Source organism: Pseudoalteromonas sp. BZA4, assembly GCF_040104395.1.
GTDB lineage: Bacteria > Pseudomonadota > Gammaproteobacteria > Enterobacterales > Alteromonadaceae > Pseudoalteromonas.
Genome location: NZ_JBECOT010000044.1, coordinates 12,315 through 33,485 on the forward strand (window position 1 = coordinate 12,315; position 21,171 = coordinate 33,485).

14 protein-coding genes and 1 tRNA gene are annotated in these 21,171 nt (G+C 43.6%); 13 read left to right on the forward strand and 2 right to left on the reverse strand.

Translation table 11 applies throughout. From position 1 onward, the window contains the following. Positions 1–20: 20 nt before the first annotated feature. Both ABMY41_RS15890 and ABMY41_RS15895 read right to left on the reverse strand, forming a co-directional pair. Complete coding sequence (locus ABMY41_RS15890; RefSeq protein WP_175080875.1) at positions 21–1,154, reverse strand: CsgG/HfaB family protein; 1,134 nt, start codon at positions 1,152–1,154, stop codon at positions 21–23. Positions 1,155–1,279: 125 nt separating this feature from the next. Then, on the reverse strand, positions 1,280–5,164 hold the full coding sequence (locus ABMY41_RS15895; protein WP_289098716.1) for a hybrid sensor histidine kinase/response regulator transcription factor: 3,885 nt from the start codon (positions 5,162–5,164) through the stop codon (positions 1,280–1,282). 216 nt (positions 5,165–5,380) lie between these two features. Between ABMY41_RS15895 and ABMY41_RS15900 the strand changes: the two genes are divergently transcribed. The 13 genes from ABMY41_RS15900 to ABMY41_RS15960 all read left to right on the forward strand — a co-directional run. Further along, positions 5,381–5,457, forward strand: a tRNA-Trp gene (locus ABMY41_RS15900). A gap of 132 nt (positions 5,458–5,589) precedes the next feature. Further along, positions 5,590–5,967 carry a preprotein translocase subunit SecE gene (secE, locus tag ABMY41_RS15905; RefSeq protein WP_036971579.1) on the forward strand — a complete coding sequence of 126 codons (378 nt, stop codon included), beginning with the start codon at positions 5,590–5,592 and terminating at the stop codon, positions 5,965–5,967. 4 nt (positions 5,968–5,971) lie between these two features. Continuing rightward, positions 5,972–6,529: a transcription termination/antitermination protein NusG gene (gene nusG / locus ABMY41_RS15910; protein WP_054554826.1), complete on the forward strand. Its 558-nt coding sequence runs from the start codon at positions 5,972–5,974 to the stop codon at positions 6,527–6,529. 214 nt (positions 6,530–6,743) lie between these two features. After that, entirely contained in the window at positions 6,744–7,172 is a 429-nt protein-coding gene (gene rplK / locus ABMY41_RS15915) for a 50S ribosomal protein L11 (RefSeq protein ID WP_054554827.1), read from the forward strand. Between the two features lie 4 nt (positions 7,173–7,176). Beyond that, a complete protein-coding gene (gene rplA, locus ABMY41_RS15920; protein ID WP_054564002.1) occupies positions 7,177–7,881 on the forward strand; it encodes a 50S ribosomal protein L1 in 705 nt (234 codons plus the stop codon). Positions 7,882–8,200: 319 nt separating this feature from the next. Next, positions 8,201–8,695: a 50S ribosomal protein L10 gene (rplJ, locus tag ABMY41_RS15925; RefSeq protein WP_175080873.1), complete on the forward strand. Its 495-nt coding sequence runs from the start codon at positions 8,201–8,203 to the stop codon at positions 8,693–8,695. Between the two features lie 81 nt (positions 8,696–8,776). Beyond that, positions 8,777–9,139 carry a 50S ribosomal protein L7/L12 gene (gene rplL, locus ABMY41_RS15930; RefSeq protein ID WP_054554830.1) on the forward strand — a complete coding sequence of 121 codons (363 nt, stop codon included), beginning with the start codon at positions 8,777–8,779 and terminating at the stop codon, positions 9,137–9,139. A 272-nt stretch (positions 9,140–9,411) separates the two neighbouring features. Continuing rightward, entirely contained in the window at positions 9,412–13,437 is a 4,026-nt protein-coding gene (gene rpoB, locus ABMY41_RS15935; RefSeq protein ID WP_055022150.1) for a DNA-directed RNA polymerase subunit beta, read from the forward strand. A gap of 97 nt (positions 13,438–13,534) precedes the next feature. Next, positions 13,535–17,707 (forward strand): DNA-directed RNA polymerase subunit beta', encoded by a 4,173-nt coding sequence (gene rpoC, locus ABMY41_RS15940; protein ID WP_062564380.1) that lies wholly within the window; start codon positions 13,535–13,537, stop codon positions 17,705–17,707. 192 nt (positions 17,708–17,899) lie between these two features. Next, positions 17,900–18,274, forward strand: a complete 375-nt coding sequence (gene rpsL / locus ABMY41_RS15945; RefSeq protein WP_002958885.1) for a 30S ribosomal protein S12 — start codon at positions 17,900–17,902, stop codon at positions 18,272–18,274. A 97-nt stretch (positions 18,275–18,371) separates the two neighbouring features. Then, positions 18,372–18,842 (forward strand): 30S ribosomal protein S7, encoded by a 471-nt coding sequence (rpsG, locus tag ABMY41_RS15950; RefSeq protein ID WP_054554834.1) that lies wholly within the window; start codon positions 18,372–18,374, stop codon positions 18,840–18,842. A gap of 27 nt (positions 18,843–18,869) precedes the next feature. Beyond that, the gene (fusA, locus tag ABMY41_RS15955) at positions 18,870–20,984 is read left to right on the forward strand and encodes an elongation factor G (RefSeq protein WP_175080871.1); all 2,115 of its coding nucleotides are present in this window, start codon (positions 18,870–18,872) and stop codon (positions 20,982–20,984) included. Between the two features lie 60 nt (positions 20,985–21,044). After that, on the forward strand, positions 21,045–21,171 hold a 127-nt coding region (locus ABMY41_RS15960; protein WP_033023824.1), incomplete at its 3' end, for a GTP-binding protein.

Consider the following 21,171-nt stretch of genomic DNA (forward strand, 5'->3'; position numbering starts at 1 on the left):
GGCACTGGCTGTTAGTTTGCTTAGTTAAATTTAAACATACTGCCAAAGCTTTCTAAACTTGATTTGTTCGTTTTGGCAATACACCCTGAATCATCAAGAGACTTCTTAGTTGTCTCATCAGCAAGGCCTGTCACTTTTAGCTTTTTTTCTTGCTGATACTCAGTGAGCGCAATCACGGTTGCTTGATCGTACTCTACGTCTTCTATTTCATATTCTTCGTAGTGAGGCTGCCTTTTCAAATAACCCAAACAAACCAAGTTCAGTCGTGACATCGCTAAGTCTGTTTTTTCGTAGTAAGGCATTCTGTGAGTTGGAACACTAACCGATGCAACTGGCGCTTTAGCAGGAGCTGCAGCTGCGGTTACTTTTAGTGGTGCAGGGGCGGTATGGCCAGCTGCAATGGTGTTATCACTATTATAGCGATAATAAGTTGTTGGCACTTTTGACTCTAAAAACTCAACAGCTTTTACGATCACTTCGCGCAATGCTTTTTCTTTTGGTGTGTTTGACCAGCTACTTAAGTTACCACCAACGAGTGCGCCACCAAAATTGGTTGCTGCTGATGTAAAGTCAAAATCTTTACTGCCACCCTCAACACTGGTAGCGGCGAGAATACGAGAAGTACGCGTGTCGATTAAGCGTAAATCTATTGCCATGTGCGAACTTGAAAAACCCGCCGATACCGAGCTAAATACATCGCCGATAAAGCCACCACTGCCGACACGAGTGCCAGAGTTGTCATCATCAAACTCTGTGACTGCGGCAACCACAACAATTTCGGCTCCCTCTATTTCACCATACGCAGCACCTGATGCTGCACTCACGCGGCCTGATACAGCAAGGTCTTGTTCTGATAGCACGGCATCGAGTGCTTGTCGCTCTAAAACAATAAAGCGATTTGTACTGACTAATGCGGTTGTGAGTTGATCGGCCATACCTTCACCAATTTCTTTACGCCACCAACGTGAATCGTTTGATTTATCAGTAAAGCGGGCAACAGCGATCCGAGCTTTTGGGCCATTGTACTGCTGCTGTGCAACTTCGTTTATATCAGGGCTATTGTTATTGCTGGTGGTTGTCGAAGTACTCTGGCATGCAGTCAGTGCCGCAGCAAGTAACGTAATAGAAATTGCTTTGTGTGTTTTGGTGAGCATATGACTTTCCTTAACTTATATCTCATGCAGTAAATAACGCCGCACTATGGGCTTTGTTGTTATTGACGTTTGTATTGATAAGCTATAAAAATCAGTATTTTATTAATAGCACTCAGGCGAAAACTTTATTCACTGATGCGAAATTCGGCATGTTTTTGATATTTTTCTCGATACTGTTTTGGTGATAAGCCAACATAGCTTTTAAAGCTTCGGGCAAAATAGCTTTGTGAACTAAAACCTGCTTGCTCCGCGACTTGTCCAATTGCTAACGCGCTATCGATTAGCTGTTTTTTTGCAAACTCTAAGCGAGTATTACGCAAATAATCAGAAGGCGTTTGTGAGTACAAGGCTTTCATTTTTAGTTGTAGCGCTCGGGGGCTTAAACATAACGCTGAGGCTAGTCGTTCAACCGAAAAACTTTCATCTTGGTAATGCGCTTGTACTATTTGCTTAAGTTTTTCTGTAAAAGAGTAATCTTTATTTTGTACTGTTATTGGCGCTGTATCGCTATTCAGAGGAGCTGCCAATTGTGCTGTTAGGTGTTGGTTTAAAATTTGTCTCAGATTAAGCAGGCCTTTTACTCTGCTTACTAGTAGAGTCGGTTCAAAAGGTTTACTTAAAAAGTCATCAGCTAATAAATCAAGCCCTTTTAAGCGGCTGTGGGTATCTGCTTTAGCTGAAAGTAATAATACCGGAATGTGGCTGGTGGCCGGGTATGCTCGAAGAGCTGCTAATAATTGATAACCATCCATATTCGGCATCATCACATCACTAATAATGAGTTCAGGCAGGTCTGTCTGGCAAAGGTCGAGAGCTTGCTGACCATCAGTTGCACAGATACAGTTAAACTCGTTATTAAATAAAGAAAGGAGCAGCTCTGCCATTTCCTCATTATCTTCAACAATCAGCAATGTCTGTTGTGAGGTATGAACTTGCATAGCGCTATTTGCTTGATTATCAGCACTTTCAACCACTGGTAATGACACAGTAAAGCAGCTACCTTCAGCAAACTTACTGCTTAAACTGATAGAGCCACCGTATTGTTCAACGAGTTGTTTTACTAAGCTCAGGCCAATACCACTACCTGGTTCAGATGATGCTACGCGGGTAAAGCGCTGAAAAACCGACTGCTGATGCTCACTGGCAATACCCACACCGGTATCAGTAATTTTAAACTGTAACGCTTGTTGCACTTCACTAAGGTGAATATCGACAGTGCCACCTGAAGGGGTGTACTTAAGTGCATTGCTTATCAGGTTACTGAAAATCGAGTGGGCATGTTCAGGAGCAAGGTTAATCTTAAGTGCTGTAGTGGTGGTGTCAGTAAAGCTAAATTGCAGTTTTTTTTGCTCATACAGAGGTCTGAAATCCGCCACTAAATCTGTTAAAAATGGCGTAATAGAATAGGGGCTGACAGTGTAAATTGCCGTGCTTGGGCGTTGACTCAGTTGTAAAAGTTGATTGATGAGCTCAAGTAAGCGCTGGCAGTTACGTTTGATACTGGCTAGTTGCGTTTGAGCTTGAGAGTCTGCATTGCTTCGCTGTAACTGACTTACCGGAGCGAGTATTAAGCTAAGTGGTGTTTTGAGTTCGTGGCTAATGTTATCTAAAAACTGATCTTTTAGTTTGTTTAACTCAATTTCGGTTTGCTTTTCTTGCTCTGCTAGTTTGCGCTTGTACAAGGCATTTAACACAAGCCAAGTCAGTGCTAAAGCAAACGTAAAGTAAATGCCGTAGGCTAATTTAGTTTGCCACCAAGGAGGCACAACAGTAAGTTCTAATAGCTGTGTACTTTCACTCCATTGGCCATATTGATCTTTTGCTTTTAGCAATAACTGGTAGTTACCAGCAGGCAATTGCGGATAGTTAATTTGCCTAAGGGATGCATCGGTATATAAGAATTGCTCATCAAAGCCAGCTAGCTTGTAGCCATATTGGTAATGTTTTGGAGTCGCACCATTTTTTAATGCACTAAATTTAAAGCCGATAACCCCCGCTGATTTTGCAAACGAGAATGTCTGAGTCGCACTAGCAAGCGTATTGGTTTGCTTATCAAAATGATTACTTTTAATTGCTCGGTTATTAAGTAATAACTCAGTTAACACTGGAGTAGGGGGAGTGTGCGATAAGGTTAGTTGCTCAGGGTAAAAATGATTGTAGCCATTAATCCCCCCAAAAAATAACTCGCCATCGTCTGCTTGAGAGCTCGCACCTAATATAAATGACTGGTGTTGAATACCATCTTCAGGCAAAAACTGCTCCATCTGCTGTGTGATGGGGTTATAGCGAGTGAGTCCACCATTGGTTGCAAGCCAAAGCGTGCCTTGTTTATCGGCAAGAATGTCAAAAACGTTGTCATTAGCTAATCCTTGCTGCTCAGTTATGTGTTTCACTGTGAGGGTACGCTTGTTGACTTGATTCAAGCCTTGCATAGTGCCAACCCAAATGCTGTCTTCACTGAGTAATAAAGAGGTAACCATATTGTGGCTAAGCCCTGTCTCGCCTGAACCTTGCTCATCTAATAAACTAAATTGCTCTGTTGAGATATCGAGTTTATTGAGTCCTGCTCGGGTACCAATCCATAGTGCGTGCTCTTCATTATCATAAGCCAAAGTAAATACGGTGTTGTTGGCAAGGCTATTTTGCGCATCATTGTGCTTATAGTGAGTCACCTTGGCAGAGGTTGGTTCAAAGCGGGTTAAGCCTTGGTTACTACCTAGCCAAAGTGCACCTGTTTTGTCGCTGGTAATTGCGTACACACGATCACTGGCTAGCTGGTGGCTTTGCATGGTGAAAGTTGTAAACTCATCAAGGCGGTCCTGATACTTAATTAAACCGCCACCGTAAGTACCAATCCATAATTGTTGGTTAGCATCTTCGTGTAGGGCAAATATATTGTTATTAGGTAGGGCGTTTTTAAAGTGCTGATAACCAGACGTTGTTTTGCGGTTGAGTCCATCACGGGTGCCAACCCATACCTCACCATTGGCTCTTTTAACTATTGAACGAACAAAGTTATGGCTTAACGAATTTGCTTGAGAGGTTTTTAATTGATGAGAGAACTGTTGCTGCTTAGGATCATAGCGGTGCACACCATAGCCATCTGTGCCCAGCCAAATAACACCTTGCGAGTCTTGAAAAAGAGAAAGCAGGTAGTCGCTGCTTAAGCCGTTGGGGTTTTGTTTGTCATGGCGATATTGAGTGAATTGCTCTTGTAAGTCAGCACCTACAGGTAAAAGGTATAGACCTTGCCCGTAGCTTGTAAGCCAAAGGTTTTGCTGTTGGTCAACGAGGCTGTCTGTGATCCAGGCGCCATTAAACTGTTCGACTTTTTCACTACTTTGCGTAGCTAAATTTAATATATAAAGACCTTGTTTAGCGCCAATAAGCAGCTTTTCGTCATTAAGCAACTTGAGATGCCAGAGCGGCACGGAGATCTGAGCATGCTGAGTAAATTGCTCAGTAATTGGGTCAAATGAAATAAGTCCTTTATCTGTGGCAAGCCAAATTAGTTCATCGGTAATAACAATGTCTCGAACCAGTGGCTGCGTTGATTTATAGTAAAAGTGTGTAAAGCTATTATTTGATACATCAAAACGGGTTAACTTACCATGTTCGTGGCCTAACCACAGAACATCATCTTTAGCTAACGCCATAGACCAGATTTTATCTTCACTTAGGCTTCCGTTATGGCGAGTAGAAAACACTTCAAACAGACCGGTTTTAGGGTCGAGTCTATTAAGCCCTTTACTTGCAGTCGAAAACCATAGCTGGTTTTTACTATCTTTAACACAGCCGGTGATCCAGTTCCCTGAAATGCTTTTATGATCGCTATTAGCTTTAAAACGCTTAAATTCATAACCATCAAAGCGATTTAAGCCACCTTGTGTAGCAAACCATAAAAAGCCTTGCTGGTCGGTGATGCTGCAGGTGATTGAATTTTGGCTCAGGCCTTGCTGACTATTAAAAGTGCTGAGGTGTAAAGAACGTGCACTAGCCTGATTAGCCATCAACAAAGTGAGGCATAACAATACAATATTAAAAGGGGATTTTAATAGCAGCACACTGATCCATGTTGTTTTATGTTCCTTTAATGGGGTTATGATAAACTGCTTTTTAATCAATGTTAATATTGATTTTTAAACGAACTGATGAGATTTTAACTAATGGGTATCTTTTACTCTTGTGTTAATGAATTGCGTAAGTATAATAGGCATCCACTTTGCAGGGGCGTAGTTCCAATTGGTAGAACAGCGGTCTCCAAAACCGACGGTTGGGAGTTCGAATCTCTCCGCCCCTGCCACTTTTTACACAATGTGTGCTAAGTCTGAAATTAAAAATCGGTTTAAACAAGTCAGTTTTTAAGTTTAGATTTTAATGGATTAACCCTGCCAGAGCGCAGGGTTGTTGTGTCTGTAGTTAAGGTAAAAATATTATGAGCACGAATGTAGAAACACCATCAAGTGCGATGGATTCAGTAAAGTGGATTGTAGCAATTGCGCTACTAGCAGGCGCAGTCGTTGGTAACCACATGTATGCAGACCAATCTGTATTATTACGTGCTATTGGTGTAGTGGTTGCTGTTGCAGCTGGTTTAGGCATTGCCTCACTAACTGAAAAAGGTCGTACTTTTCTTGCGTTTGCAAAAGAAGCACGTATCGAAGTACGTAAAGTTGTGTGGCCAACTCGCCAAGAAACAACACATACGACATTAATTGTAATGGTTGCAACTGTGATTATGGCGCTTATCCTTTGGGGATTAGATGGCATTTTATTCCGCGCAGTAGGCTTTTTAACTGGATTGGAGATCTAATCCCATGTCGGATGAGAAGAACGAAAAGAAACTACGTTGGTACGTAGTACAAGCTTTCTCTGGTTACGAGAAGCGTGTAGCACAAACTATTCTTGAGCACATCAAGATCGAAGGTTTGGAAGATAGTTTTGGTGAAGTATTAGTACCAACTGAAGAAGTTGTTGAGATGCGCGCTGGCCAAAAGCGTAAATCTGAGCGTAAATTCTTCCCAGGTTACGTACTAGTTCAAATGGACATGAACGATGCAAGCTGGCACTTAGTGAACAGCACTGCACGTGTTATGGGCTTCATTGGTGGTACGTCTGATCGTCCAGCGCCAATTAGCCAAAAAGAAGCTGACCGCATCTTAAACCGTCTTCAAGAGAACTCTGAAGCACCTAAGCCAGCTACATTATTCGAGCCAGGCGAAGTTGTTCGTGTTATCGATGGTCCATTTGCTGACTTCAGCGGTGTTGTTGAAGAAGTTGATTACGAGAAGAGCCGCGTGAAAGTGTCTGTTCTTATCTTCGGTCGTTCGACACCTGTTGACCTTGAATTTGGTCAAGTTGAGCAAGACAAGTAAGTAAAAAATTAAAGCTGCCAAAGTTGATTAATATTTTGGCAATACGCTTGAAAAAGGCCGCTGATTAACTTATAATCAGCGGCCTTTTTGTGTTAGGGCAAGTTACAACTTGTTTTATCACTAAAAAGTGAGAACCAATTTTTAAACTGGGAAGCCGTTAGAGTACGCGTCCTCGCGCGCACAAGGCTATGACCCACCAAATGAGGTATTTATTATGGCTAAAAAAGTTGAAGCTATTATCAAGCTACAAGTTGCCGCTGGTATGGCTAACCCTAGTCCTCCAGTAGGTCCAGCACTAGGTCAACACGGTGTAAACATCATGGAATTCTGTAAAGCGTTCAACGCACGTACAGAATCTATCGAAAAAGGCGCTCCAGTTCCTGTAGTGATCTCTGTTTACGGTGACCGTTCTTTCACGTTCGACATGAAAACTCCACCGGCTGCTTACTTACTTAAGAAAGCTGCAGGTATCAAATCAGGTTCTGGCCGTCCTAACACTGAAAAAGTGGGTACAGTAACTCGTGCTCAACTTGAAGAAATCGTTGAGACAAAACGACCTGACCTTACAGCGGCTGATATGGACGCTGCAGTTCGCACTATCGCAGGTTCTGCGCGTGCGATGGGCTTGAACGTAGAGGACTAAGATAATGGCAAAATTAACTAAACGTATGCGTACAATCCGCGAAAAAGTGGATGTAACTAAAGATTACGAAATCAACGAAGCAGTTGCTCTTTTAAAAGAGTTAGCGACAGCTAAATTCGTAGAAAGTGTTGACGTTGCTGTTAACCTTGGTATCGATGCTCGTAAATCTGACCAAAACGTTCGTGGTGCAACTGTACTACCTAACGGTACTGGTCGTGAAGTTCGTGTTGCTGTATTCACACAAGGCGCTAACGCAGATGCTGCGAAAGAAGCTGGTGCTGAATTAGTGGGCATGGAAGATCTTGCTGAACAAGTTAAGAAAGGCGAGATGAACTTTGACGTTGTTGTTGCATCTCCAGACGCTATGCGTGTTGTTGGTCAACTAGGTCAAATCTTAGGTCCACGTGGTCTAATGCCAAACCCTAAAACTGGTACTGTAACGCCTAACGTTGCAGAAGCAGTTAAAAACGCGAAAGCAGGTCAAGTTCGTTACCGTAACGACAAGAACGGTATCATCCATACTACTATCGGTAAGGTTGATTTCACTGCTGAGCAACTTCAACAAAACCTTGAAGCTCTTATTGTTGCGCTTAAGAAGGCTAAACCTTCTCAAGCAAAAGGTACTTACGTGAAGAAAGTAACTATCTCTACAACAATGGGCGCAGGTGTTGCTGTTGACCAAAACTCTCTAAGCACAGTTGTTGCTTAATTAAGAGTTTACATGGCGCGAAATTTGAACTATAATCTTGCGCCATTTTGTTGAGAAAGTTAATTTCGAAACAAGTAAAGAATTCGGGTTGAAGTCCATAATTTCGTAATGCCTTCGGGTAAAAACGATAAATTGGGCTTCCGTCCAAGACCGTAGGCGGCTTCGGCCTTAATATTTTACCTACGTAGACGGTGTGAATCCCCAGATAGATTTTTCCTAATCTTCTGGCTCTCGCCGTAAAAAGCATCTCCATCTTTGATGGGGAAGAGTAGAACAGGGAAGCCAATTTCGGCAACCCATTAAACCAGGAGTAACACCCATGGCTTTAAATCTTCAAGGCAAAAAAGCAATTGTTGCTGAAGTCAACGAAGCAGCCACTGGTGCTCTTTCTGCAGTTGTTGCAGATTCTCGTGGTGTAACAGTTGGTGCTATCACTGCCCTTCGTAAAGAAGCTCGTGAAGCTGGTGTATGGATGAAAGTTGTTCGTAACACTTTAGCTAAACGTGCTGTTGAAGGTACAGATTTTGAGTGCCTTTCTGACTCACTTGTAGGTCCAAGCTTAATCGCTTTCTCTTCAGAGCACCCAGGTGCTGCTGCGCGTATCTTCAAAGAATTCGCGAAGAAGAACGAGAAATTCGAAGTTAAGACGGCTGCATTTGAAGGTAACGTAGTAGACGCAGCTATGCTAGCAACTCTACCTACTTACGACGAAGCTGTTGCACGCTTAATGAGCGCTATGAAAGAAGCGTCTGCAGGTAAATTGTGTAAAACAATTGAAGCAGTACGTGTACAGAAAGAAGAGCAAGCTGCTTAATTTTAAGCTGTTTTTTTGTTCACTTTCGGTGTAATATTTTTTTTGGGCTATATTTAGTCCGTAATAATTAGGAAATTTGTAATGTCTGTAACTAAAGACCAAATCCTTGATGCTATTGCTGAAATGTCAGTAATGGACGTTGTTGCTCTAGTTGAAGCAATGGAAGAAAAATTCGGCGTAACTGCAGCTGCTGCTGTTGTTGCTGGTCCTGCTGCTGAAGCAGCTGAAGAAAAGACTGAGTTCGACGTAATCCTTACTGGCGCTGGCGCTAACAAGGTTGCAGCTATCAAAGCTGTACGTGGTGCTACTGGTCTTGGCCTTAAAGAAGCTAAAGCACTTGTTGAAGCTGCTCCTGCACCTATCAAAGAAGGTGTATCTAAAGAAGAAGCTGAAGCACTTGCAAAAGACCTTACTGAAGCTGGTGCTGAAGTTGAGGTTAAGTAATCTAGCTTACGCTAGGTTCGCTGCCTGAGTAATCAGGCAAGGGCTGGTGATTATTTAATCACCGGCCTTTTTGCGCTATAGAGCGATGCAATCCTGTAACGCAAATAAAATCTAATTTTCTCTTTACTTTCAAGTTGTTACCTATTTTGGTGTTGAAAGTGTCAGAGCAAAATAGAACAACAATTTAATGTTGTACATCTTGGCTTAGATGCCAGTTAAGTCTGTTCTTACAAGAACAGGTCGGGTCAAAGATCAGCAAGCTGAGGAACCCCATGGCTTACTCTTATTCTGAAAAGAAACGTATCCGTAAGGATTTTGGTAAACGTCCACAAGTTTTGGATATACCTTTCTTACTGTCGACGCAGTTAGAATCGTTTAAAAAATTCTTAGTCCCTGACGCTGATGGCGATCACGGTTTGGAAGCTGCTTTCCGTTCTGTGTTTCCTATCAAAAGCTACTCGGGAAATTCTGAGCTTCAATACGTAAGTTATCGTATTGGTGAGCCAGTATTCGATGTAAAAGAATGTCAAATTCGCGGTGTGACTTATTCTGCTCCACTTCGCGTAAAATTGCGTCTTGTGGTGATGGACAAAGAAGCACCAGGCACAGTTAAAGACATTAAAGAGCAAGAAGTTTACATGGGCGAAATTCCGCTCATGACTGATACCGGTACCTTTGTTATCAATGGTACAGAGCGTGTTATCGTTTCTCAGCTACACCGTAGCCCTGGTGTATTCTTTGATAACGACCGCGGTAAAACTCACTCGTCAGGTAAAGTACTTTATAACGCGCGTGTAATTCCTTACCGTGGTTCATGGTTAGACTTCGAGTTTGATGCAAAAGATAACCTTTATGTACGTATTGACCGTCGTCGTAAATTACCGGCGTCAATCATCCTACGTGCACTTGAGTACTCAACGGATGAAATCCTAGAGATATTCTTCGATACAACTGCGTTTGAAGTTGCTGACGGTAAAGTTCTTATGGAACTTGTTCCTTCACGCTTACGTGGTGAAACTGCCGCTTTTGATATCAAAGGCGAAGACGGTGAAGTCCTTGTTGAAGCGGGTCGTCGTATTACTGCGCGTCACATCAAGAACATCGAGAAAAAAGGTATTAACCAATTAGAAGTACCGCATGAGTACATCATTGGTCGTGTTGTAGCTAGAAACTATGTTGATGAGTCAACTGGTGAGATCATCGCAAACGCGAATGATGAGCTATCACTTGAGCTAATGGCTGAATTGGTTAAGGCAGGTCACACTAAGATTGATACACTATATATCAACGAAGTGGACAGCGGCGCCTACATGTCAGATACATTACGTATCGACACAACAAGCAACCGTTTAGAAGCATTAGTAGAAATTTATCGCATGATGCGCCCAGGCGAGCCACCGACGAAAGACGCGGCTGAAGCCTTATTTGATAACTTGTTCTTCTCTGACGAGCGTTACGATTTATCAACAGTTGGTCGTATGAAGTTTAATAGCCGTGTAGGTTATGACTCAGATACTGGCCCTGGCACATTATCGAAAGAAGACATCGTAGCTGTTATGAAAGTGCTTATCGCTATTCGTAACGGTGTTGGCGATGTTGATGATATCGACCACTTAGGCAACCGTCGTATCCGTAGTGTTGGCGAAATGGCTGAGAACCAATTCCGCGTTGGTCTAGTACGTGTTGAGCGTGCTGTACGTGAGCGTTTAAGCTTAGGTGACCTTGACGCTGTAATGCCACAAGATCTTATTAACGCTAAGCCTATTTCGGCTGCGGTTAAAGAGTTCTTTGGTTCATCTCAATTATCACAGTTCATGGACCAAAATAACCCGCTTTCAGAAGTAACGCACAAGCGTCGTATTTCTGCATTAGGCCCGGGTGGTTTAACACGTGAACGCGCTGGCTTCGAGGTTCGAGACGTTCACGTAACTCACTATGGTCGTGTATGTCCAATCGAAACGCCTGAGGGTCCAAACATCGGTCTAATTAACTCATTGTCTACGTACGCACGTACGAATGACTATGGTTTCTTAGAAACACCTTACCGTAAAGTGGTAAACGGTGTAGTTACTGATGAAGTAGATTACTTATCAGCCATTGAAGAAGGTCAGTTTGTTATCGCTCAGGCGAACTCAAACTTGAACGAAAACAATGAGTTTGTTGATGAACTAATTCCATGTCGCCACAAAGGTGAATCAACCTTTATGGGCAAAATGGATCAGCAATATATGGACGTATCACCACAACAGGTGATCTCTGTAGCGGCAGCACTTATCCCGTTCCTAGAACACGATGATGCTAACCGTGCATTGATGGGTTCAAACATGCAACGTCAAGCCGTACCAACACTTATCGCGGACAAACCGCTGGTAGGTACAGGTATCGAGCTTACACTAGCGAAAGATTCTGGTGTAACTATCGTTGCTAAGCGTGGTGGTGAAGTAATGTATGCGGATGCAAGCCGCATCGTTGTAAATGTACATGAAGATGAGCGCATTCCAGGTGAAGCGGGCATCGATATTTACAACCTTACTAAATACACTCGCTCAAACCAAAATACATGTATTAACCAAAAACCAACTTGTATGGTTGGTGAGCCGGTAACACGTGGTGACGTATTAGCAGATGGTCCTTCGACTGACTTAGGTGACTTAGCACTTGGTCAAAACCTTCGCGTGGCATTCATGCCATGGAACGGTTATAACTTCGAGGATTCAATCCTACTATCTGAGCGTGTAGTTCAAGAAGATCGTCTAACGACTATCCACATTCAAGAACTACAATGTATCGCACGTGATACTAAATTAGGTCCTGAAGAGATCACAGCAGATATCCCTAACGTAGGTGAGTCTGCACTAGGCAAGCTTGATGAATCAGGCGTTGTTTATATCGGTGCTGAAGTTAAAGGCGGCGATATCCTAGTAGGTAAAGTGACTCCGAAAGGCGAAACGCAATTAACACCAGAAGAAAAGCTACTACGTGCTATCTTCGGTGAGAAAGCGTCAGACGTTAAAGACAGCTCTTTACGCGTACCAAACTCTGTAACTGGTACTGTAATTGACGTACAAGTTTTCACCCGTGATGGTGTTGAAAAAGATAAGCGTGCGTTAGAAGTTGAAGACATGCAGCTTCGCGAAGCGAAGAAAGACTTCAACGAAGAGTTCCGTATCTTAGAAGCTGGTGTATTAGACCGTGCTCGTAAGCTACTTGTTGACGCAGGTCTGAACGCAGATTCAATTGCATCACTAAATGCTGAAAAGCTGCTTACTCAAAGCCTTGCTGAAGAAGACAAGCAAGCTGAACTTGAGCAACTAGCTGCCCAGTACGATGAGCTTAAAGCTGAATACGATAAGAAGTTTGAAAACAAACGTCGTAAGATCACTCAAGGTGATGACTTAGCACCAGGCGTACTTAAGATTGTTAAAGTATACCTAGCTGTTAAGCGTCGTATCCAACCGGGTGATAAGATGGCGGGTCGTCACGGTAACAAAGGTGTTATCTCGACTATCGTACCAGTAGAAGATATGCCATACGATGACAAAGGTCGTACGGTAGACATCGTTCTGAACCCGCTAGGTGTACCATCACGTATGAACATCGGTCAGATCCTAGAAACACACATGGGTCTTGCTGCACGTGGTGTGGGTGAGCGCTTAGAAGAAATGATGAAAGAGCAGCGTGAACTGCACGAAATCCGTAGCTTCGTTAAGAAAGTTTACGAATTAGGTGATTGTCGTCAGAAAGTTGATATCGACTCGTTCTCTGATGATGAAGTTCGTCGCTTAGCTGATAACTTGAAAGGTGGTTTACCGATCGCAACTCCAGCCTTTGATGGTGCTCGTGAAAGCGAAATCAAAGACTTACTAGAGCTTGGTGGTTATCCAAGAAGCGGTCAAGTTACACTTTATGATGGCCGTACTGGCGATCAGTTCGAACGTCAAGTAACTGTTGGTTACATGTACATGCTGAAACTTAACCACTTGGTTGATGACAAGATGCACGCACGTTCAACTGGTTCTTACAGCCTTGTTACTCAGCAGCCGCTGGGTGGTAAAGCTCAGTTCGGTGGCCAGCGTTTCGGTGAGATGGAGGTGTGGGCACTAGAAGCTTACGGTGCTGCATATACTCTACAAGAAATGCTAACAGTGAAATCGGATGACGTGAACGGTCGTACTAAGATGTATAAGAACATCGTAGATGGTAACCATAAGATGGAACCAGGTATGCCAGAATCGTTCAACGTATTGTTGAAAGAAATCCGCTCACTGGGTATCAACATCGAGTTGGAAGAAAATTAAGCCATTTAGGTGCGGCGTAAGCCGCACCTGTTAGGCCGAATAGAATGTAGGGGCGATTGGTTCGCCCTCAAGATTAACCTCCGACAGGAGAGCTAAGGTGAAAGACTTACTTAAGTTTCTGAAGCAACAAAATAAGACCGAAGAATTCGATGCAATTCGCATTGGTCTTGCTTCGCCAGATATGGTTCGTTCATGGTCATACGGTGAAGTAAAGAAACCTGAGACAATCAACTACCGTACTTTCAAGCCTGAGCGCGACGGCTTATTCTGTGCCCGTATTTTCGGCCCAGTGAAAGATTATGAGTGTTTATGTGGTAAATATAAGCGCCTTAAGCACCGTGGTGTTATTTGTGAAAAGTGTGGCGTTGAAGTAACGCTTACTAAAGTGCGTCGTGACCGTATGGGTCACATTGAGCTTGCGAGCCCAGTTGCGCACATTTGGTTCTTAAAATCATTACCGTCACGTATCGGCTTAATGCTAGACATGACACTTCGTGACATCGAGCGCGTACTTTACTTCGAATCATTCGTAGTAACTGAGCCTGGTATGACAACGCTTGAGCGTGGTCAGCTTTTAGGTGAAGAAGAGTACCTAGATGCACTAGAAGAGCACGGTGATGAGTTTGAAGCGAAGATGGGTGCAGAAGCAGTATTAGACTTGCTTCGTGAACTTGATCTTGGCCAATTAATTGCTGAAATGCGTGAAGAGTTACCAACAATTAACTCTGAAACTAAGCGTAAGAAGATCACTAAACGTCTTAAATTAATGGAATCTTTCCACCAATCAGGTAACAACCCTGAGTGGATGATCATGACAGTACTTCCAGTACTTCCGCCTGATCTACGTCCATTAGTACCACTAGACGGTGGTCGTTTTGCGACTTCTGATCTGAATGACCTTTACCGTCGTGTTATTAACCGTAATAACCGTCTTAAGCGTCTATTAGATCTAGCAGCACCAGACATTATCGTACGCAACGAAAAACGTATGTTACAAGAAGCGGTAGATGCGCTACTTGATAACGGTCGTCGCGGTCGTGCGATTACAGGTTCTAACAAACGTCCTCTTAAATCGCTTGCTGATATGATCAAAGGTAAGCAAGGTCGTTTCCGTCAGAACTTACTTGGTAAACGTGTAGATTACTCTGGCCGTTCTGTAATCACAGTAGGTCCTACGCTTAAACTACACCAGTGTGGTCTTCCTAAGAAGATGGCACTTGAGCTATTCAAACCATTTATCTATGGCAAATTAGAGCGTCGCGGCATGGCTACGACTATCAAAGCTGCTAAGAAGATGGTTGAGCGTGAAGTGGCAGAAGTATGGGATGTATTAGACGAAGTAATTCGTGAACATCCAGTATTACTTAACCGTGCACCAACACTTCACCGTTTGGGTATCCAAGCGTTCGAACCTGTGCTTATCGAAGGTAAAGCGATCCATTTACACCCATTAGTTTGTGCGGCGTACAACGCTGACTTCGATGGTGACCAAATGGCGGTACACGTACCGTTAACGCTTGAAGCACAGTTAGAAGCACGTGCTCTAATGATGTCTACAAACAACATCCTATCTCCAGCGAATGGTGAGCCAATCATCGTTCCTTCACAGGACGTTGTATTAGGTCTTTACTACATGACTCGTGATCGCATCAATGCGAAAGGCGAAGGTACTGTATTTAAAGATCCTAAAGAAGCTGAAAAAGCATACCGCAGTGGTAATGCTGAGCTACATGCGCGCGTAAAAGTACGTATTAGCGAAACAGTTAACAATGAAGAAGGTGAAGCAGTTGAGCAAGTATCTATTGTTGAAACAACAGTAGGTCGTGCAATTCTTTCACTAATCCTACCTAAAGGCATGCCGTTTGAGTTAATCAACCAAGCCCTAGGTAAGAAACAAATTTCTGGCTTATTAAACGAGTGTTACCGTCGTCTAGGTCTTAAAGATACCGTTATCTTTGCTGACCAAGTAATGTACACAGGTTTCCACTACGCAATGAAGTCAGGTGTTTCAATCGGTATCGATGACTTAGTTATCCCACCGGTTAAAGCAGAAATCATTGAATCAGCGGAAGCTGAAGTAACTGAAATCAACCAACAATTCCAATCAGGTCTTGTAACGGCTGGTGAAAAGTACAACAAAGTTATCGATATCTGGTCACGTGTAAATGAAAACTTATCACGTGAGATGATGGCGAACTTATCAAAAGACACTGTAATCAACGCTAAAGGCGAAGAAGAAGAGCAATCTTCATTTAACTCAGTGTTTATGATGGCAGACTCAGGTGCACGTGGTAGCGCCGCTCAGATCCGTCAGTTAGCGGGTATGCGTGGTCTAATGGCACGTCCAGATGGTTCAATCATCGAGACACCAATCACGGCGAACTTCCGTGAAGGTCTAAACGTACTACAGTACTTCATCTCAACGCACGGTGCGCGTAAAGGTCTTGCCGATACAGCACTTAAAACAGCAAACTCGGGTTACTTAACGCGTCGTCTAGTAGACGTTGCACAAGACTTAGTAATCAACGAAGACGACTGTGGCACAGAAGATGGCTTAACAATGAAACCGCTTATCGAAGGTGGTGACGTTGTAGAAGCACTTCGTGAACGTGTACTAGGTCGTGTTGTTGCTGAAGATGTATTAATTCCAAATACTAACGAAGTACTTGTTGAGCGTAACGTTATGCTTGACGAAAAACTGTGTGACCTTTTAGAAGAGCACTCAGTAGATGAAGTACGCGTTCGTTCAGTAATCACTTGTGATAATGACTTTGGTGTATGTGCTAAGTGTTACGGTCGTGACCTTGCGCGTGGCCACATCATCAATCCAGGTGAGTCAGTAGGTGTTATCGCGGCACAATCAATCGGTGAGCCGGGTACACAGCTTACGATGCGTACCTTCCACATCGGTGGTGCGGCATCTCGAGCGTCTGCTGAAAACAGTGTACAAGTTAAAACTAACGGTACATTGAAGTTACACAATGCGAAGTATGTATTAAACACAGACGGTAAGATTGTTATCACGTCTCGTTCAACAGAGATCACTATCATCGATAGCTTTGGTCGTGAGAAAGAGCGTTATAAAGTTCCTTACGGTGCGGTGTTAGCGGTACAAGATAATGCAGAAGTTCAAGGTAACGACATCGTTGCTACTTGGGATCCGCATAGTCACCCAATCGTTCTTGAGCACAAGTCAAAAATCTCGTTCAGCGACATTGATGACTCAAATACCGAAGCACAAACAGACGAGTTAACTGGTTTAACACGTGTGGTTGTTAAAGACTTAGGTAAAGCGAATGCGAAAGAACCTAAACTAATCATCGAAAGCGATGAGCGTGGTCTGCAAGAAACACGTCTTCCTTCATTCACAACGATTGAAGTAACAGACGGCGCAACTGCAAACCCAGGTGACGTACTTGCACGTATTCCGCAAGAAGGTTCGAAGACTCGTGATATCACGGGTGGTCTACCTCGCGTAGCTGACTTATTCGAAGCACGTAAGCCGAAAGATCCTGCAATCCTTGCAGAAATCACAGGTACTATCAGCTTCGGTAAAGAAACAAAAGGTAAGAAGCGTCTTGTAATCACTCCAGCTGAGGGTGACGCATACGAAGAGATGATCCCTAAATGGCGTCAACTTAACGTGTTCGAAGGTGAGCAAGTGTCTAAAGGTGAGGTTATCGCCGATGGTCCAGAATCACCACATGACATCTTACGACTACGTGGTGTAACTCATGTAGCTAACTACATCGTTAACGAAGTGCAAGAGGTTTACCGCTTGCAAGGCGTTAAGATCAATGACAAGCACATTGAGACAATCATTCGTCAGATGCTACGTAAATGTATCATCCTTGACGGCGGTGACACTGAGTTCTTAGCCGGTGAACAAGTTGAAGTGGCACGCGTTAATATCGCGAACCGTGAACTTGAGAAGCAAGGCAAGATCCCAGCGAAGTTTGAAATCCAGTTAATGGGTATCACTAAAGCGTCACTTGCAACAGAATCTTTCATTTCTGCAGCATCGTTCCAGGAGACAACTCGTGTCCTAACTGAAGCCGCTGTAAATGGTAAGAGCGATGAGCTTCGTGGTCTGAAAGAAAACGTAATCGTGGGTCGTCTGATCCCAGCTGGTACAGGCTTTGCGTATCACCAAGACCGTTTAAACCGTCGCAAGCAAGGTGAAATCGTTGAAGAGCAAACAGTAAGCGCTGAAGAGGCAACTCAAGCACTAACTGACGCACTAAACGCAGATATCTCTGGAAACCAATAATCTCAACTTAATCAATAGATTAAGAAATCGTAAGGCAGTTATCTTCTGCCTTACGATGAGTTAAGGTTGACAGGTTAAACTTTGCTCATTAAAATTCCGCCACCCATTTGCCTGCACGTTTTGTAACGAGCATGTAAACAGGGCGGATTTTTTATTTTTTCAGTAGTAATTTTAATTTCAGGAGCTATTTAAATGGCAACTATTAACCAGCTAGTGCGTAAGCCACGTCGTAGCAAAGTTACTAAAAGTAACTCAGCTGCACTTAAAGCTTGTCCGCAAAAGCGTGGTGTATGTACTCGTGTATATACAACTACACCTAAGAAACCAAACTCTGCATTACGTAAAGTAGCGCGTGTTCGTTTAACTAACGGTTTCGAAGTAACATCTTACATTGGTGGTGAAGGCCACAACTTACAAGAGCACAGTGTAATCCTAATCCGTGGTGGTCGTGTTAAAGACTTACCAGGTGTGCGTTTCCACACTGTACGTGGTGCACTTGACTGTGCAGGCGTTAGCGACCGTCGTCAAGCTCGTTCTAAATACGGTGCTAAACGCCCTAAGGGCTAATGGTTCTCCGTTAGTAAGGCCAAGCACTAAATTTTTAAATTAATTGTTTTGGGTATTGACTCTAAAAGAGCAAACCTGAAGATACCGGAGATACAAAATGCCTAGAAGACGCGTAATAGGTCAACGTAAAATTCTTCCAGATCCTAAGTTCGGATCGGAACTTCTTGCTAAATTCGTTAACGTAGTAATGTTAGACGGCAAGAAATCTACTGCTGAAAAAATCGTTTATGGTGCGTTAGACGTGGCTGCTGAGAAATCAGGCAAGTCGCACCTTGAAATCTTTGAAGCTGCACTTGAAAACGTTCGCCCACAGGTAGAGGTTAAATCTCGCCGTGTTGGTGGTTCAACGTACCAAGTACCAGTTGAAGTACGTCCAGTACGTCGCAACGCATTAGGTATGCGTTGGTTAGTAGACGCTGCACGTAAGCGTGGCGAAAAATCTATGGGCTTACGTTTAGCTCAAGAAATCGTTGACGCTGCTGACAACAAAGGCACTGCGGTTAAGAAACGTGAAGACGTTCACCGTATGGCTGAAGCGAATAAAGCATTCGCTCATTACCGTTGGTAATCTGCCCTTAACCTTTAAGAGGATCATATGGCACGTACAACTCCACTTGAGCGCTATCGCAATATCGGTATTTGCGCTCACGTAGATGCAGGTAAAACCACCACAACAGAACGTGTTCTGTTCTACACGGGTCTTTCTCATAAGATCGGTGAAGTACATGATGGTGCTGCAACTATGGATTGGATGGAGCAGGAACAAGAGCGTGGTATCACAATCACTTCTGCTGCAACAACGTGTTTCTGGAAAGGGATGGACGCTCAATTTGACGACCATCGCATCAATATCATTGATACGCCAGGACACGTAGATTTCACTATCGAAGTAGAGCGTTCTTTACGCGTACTAGATGGTGCGGTAGTTGTTCTTTGTGCTTCATCTGGTGTACAGCCGCAAACTGAGACAGTTTGGCGTCAAGCGAACAAATACGAAGTTCCTCGCATGATCTTCGTAAACAAAATGGATCGCACTGGCGCTGACTTCTTAACAGTTGTGGACCAGGTGAAATCTCGTCTTGGAGCAACGCCTGTTCCAATTCAGCTACCAATTGGTGCTGAAGACGACTTTAAAGGTGTTATTGACCTTATTAAGATGAAAGCCATTAACTGGAATGCCGAAGATCAAGGCATGACTTTCACTTATGAGGACATTCCGGCAGAGCTTCTGGAGCTTGCAGAAGAATGGCGTTCTCACATGGTTGAGAGCGCTGCTGAAGCATCAGAAGAACTAATGGACAAATATCTAGAAGGTGAAGACCTGACCGAAGCTGAAATTAAAGCAGCTTTACGTCAGCGCACATTAGCAAACGAAATTGTTCCAATGACGTGTGGTAGTGCATTTAAGAATAAGGGTGTTCAAGCTGTGCTTGATGCTGTTATCGAATATATGCCTGCGCCAACACAAGTGAAACAAATCCAAGGTATCGTTGAAGATGGTACTGAGGAAGAACGTCCTGCTGATGACAACGCACCGTTTGCCGCACTTGCTTTTAAGATTGCGACAGACCCGTTCGTTGGCACCTTGACCTTCTTCCGTGTTTACTCTGGTACTGTTAAACAGGGTGATGCGGTATACAATCCAGTTAAAAGTAAGCGTGAGCGACTTGGTCGTATCGTTCAGATGCATTCAAACTCACGTGAAGAGATCAAAGTAGTCTACGCAGGCGACATCGCAGCGGCTATTGGTCTTAAAGACGTAACAACAGGTGAGACACTGTGTGATCCGAACTCAATTATTACGCTTGAGCGTATGGAGTTCCCAGAGCCAGTTATCTCTGTTGCGGTTGAGCCTCGCACAGTAGCTGACCAAGATAAGATGGGAATCGCGTTAGGTAAACTAGCGGCAGAAGATCCATCTTTCAGAGTACAAACTGACGAAGAATCAGGCCAGACTATTATTTCTGGCATGGGTGAACTTCACCTTGATATCATTGTCGACCGTATGAAACGTGAATTCAGTGTTGAATGTAACGTTGGTAAGCCGCAGGTAGCATACCGTGAAGCTATCCGTTCAGCTGTTGAAGTTGAAGGGAAGTTCGTACGTCAATCAGGTGGTCGTGGTCAATATGGTCACGTCTGGCTTAAACTTGAACCGATGGATATTTCGGAGGATGAAGCGCCAACTTACGAGTTCGTTAACGAAATCGTTGGTGGTGCCGTTCCTAAAGAATACATCCCTGCGGTAGACAAAGGCATCCAAGAGCAAATGTCTCAAGGTGTGCTTGCAGGCTACCCATTACTTGGCGTTAAAGCGACTCTATATGATGGTTCATTCCATGATGTAGACTCGAATGAAATGGCATTTAAGATTGCAGGTTCAATGGCGATGAAGAAAGGTGCGCTTGAAGCAAACCCAGCTCTTCTAGAACCAGTAATGAAGGTTGAAGTTATCACTCCTGAAGAAAACATGGGTGATGTAGTTGGTGACTTAAACCGTCGCCGCGGCATGATCGAAGGCATGGAAGAAGCATTCGGTGGTCTTAAGCAAATTAATGCGCAAGTACCACTTTCTGAAATGTTTGGTTATGCAACTGATCTGCGATCTGCAACACAAGGCCGTGCATCTTACTCTATGGAGTTTTTGAAGTATGCAGAAGCCGCTAAAAACGTTGCAGATGCAATAATTGCAGCTCGCGCTGTTATATGATTTAGCTTGTCTGGCCCAATAGTGGGTCAGGCGTTAATTTCTTTATAGGAATTTTTTAAGATGGCAAAAGAAAAGTTTGAACGCGTAAAACCGCACGTAAACGTTGGTACAATCGGCCACGTTGACCACGGTAAAACAACTCTAACAGCAGCAATCACTAACGTACTTGCAAAAGTATACGGTGGTG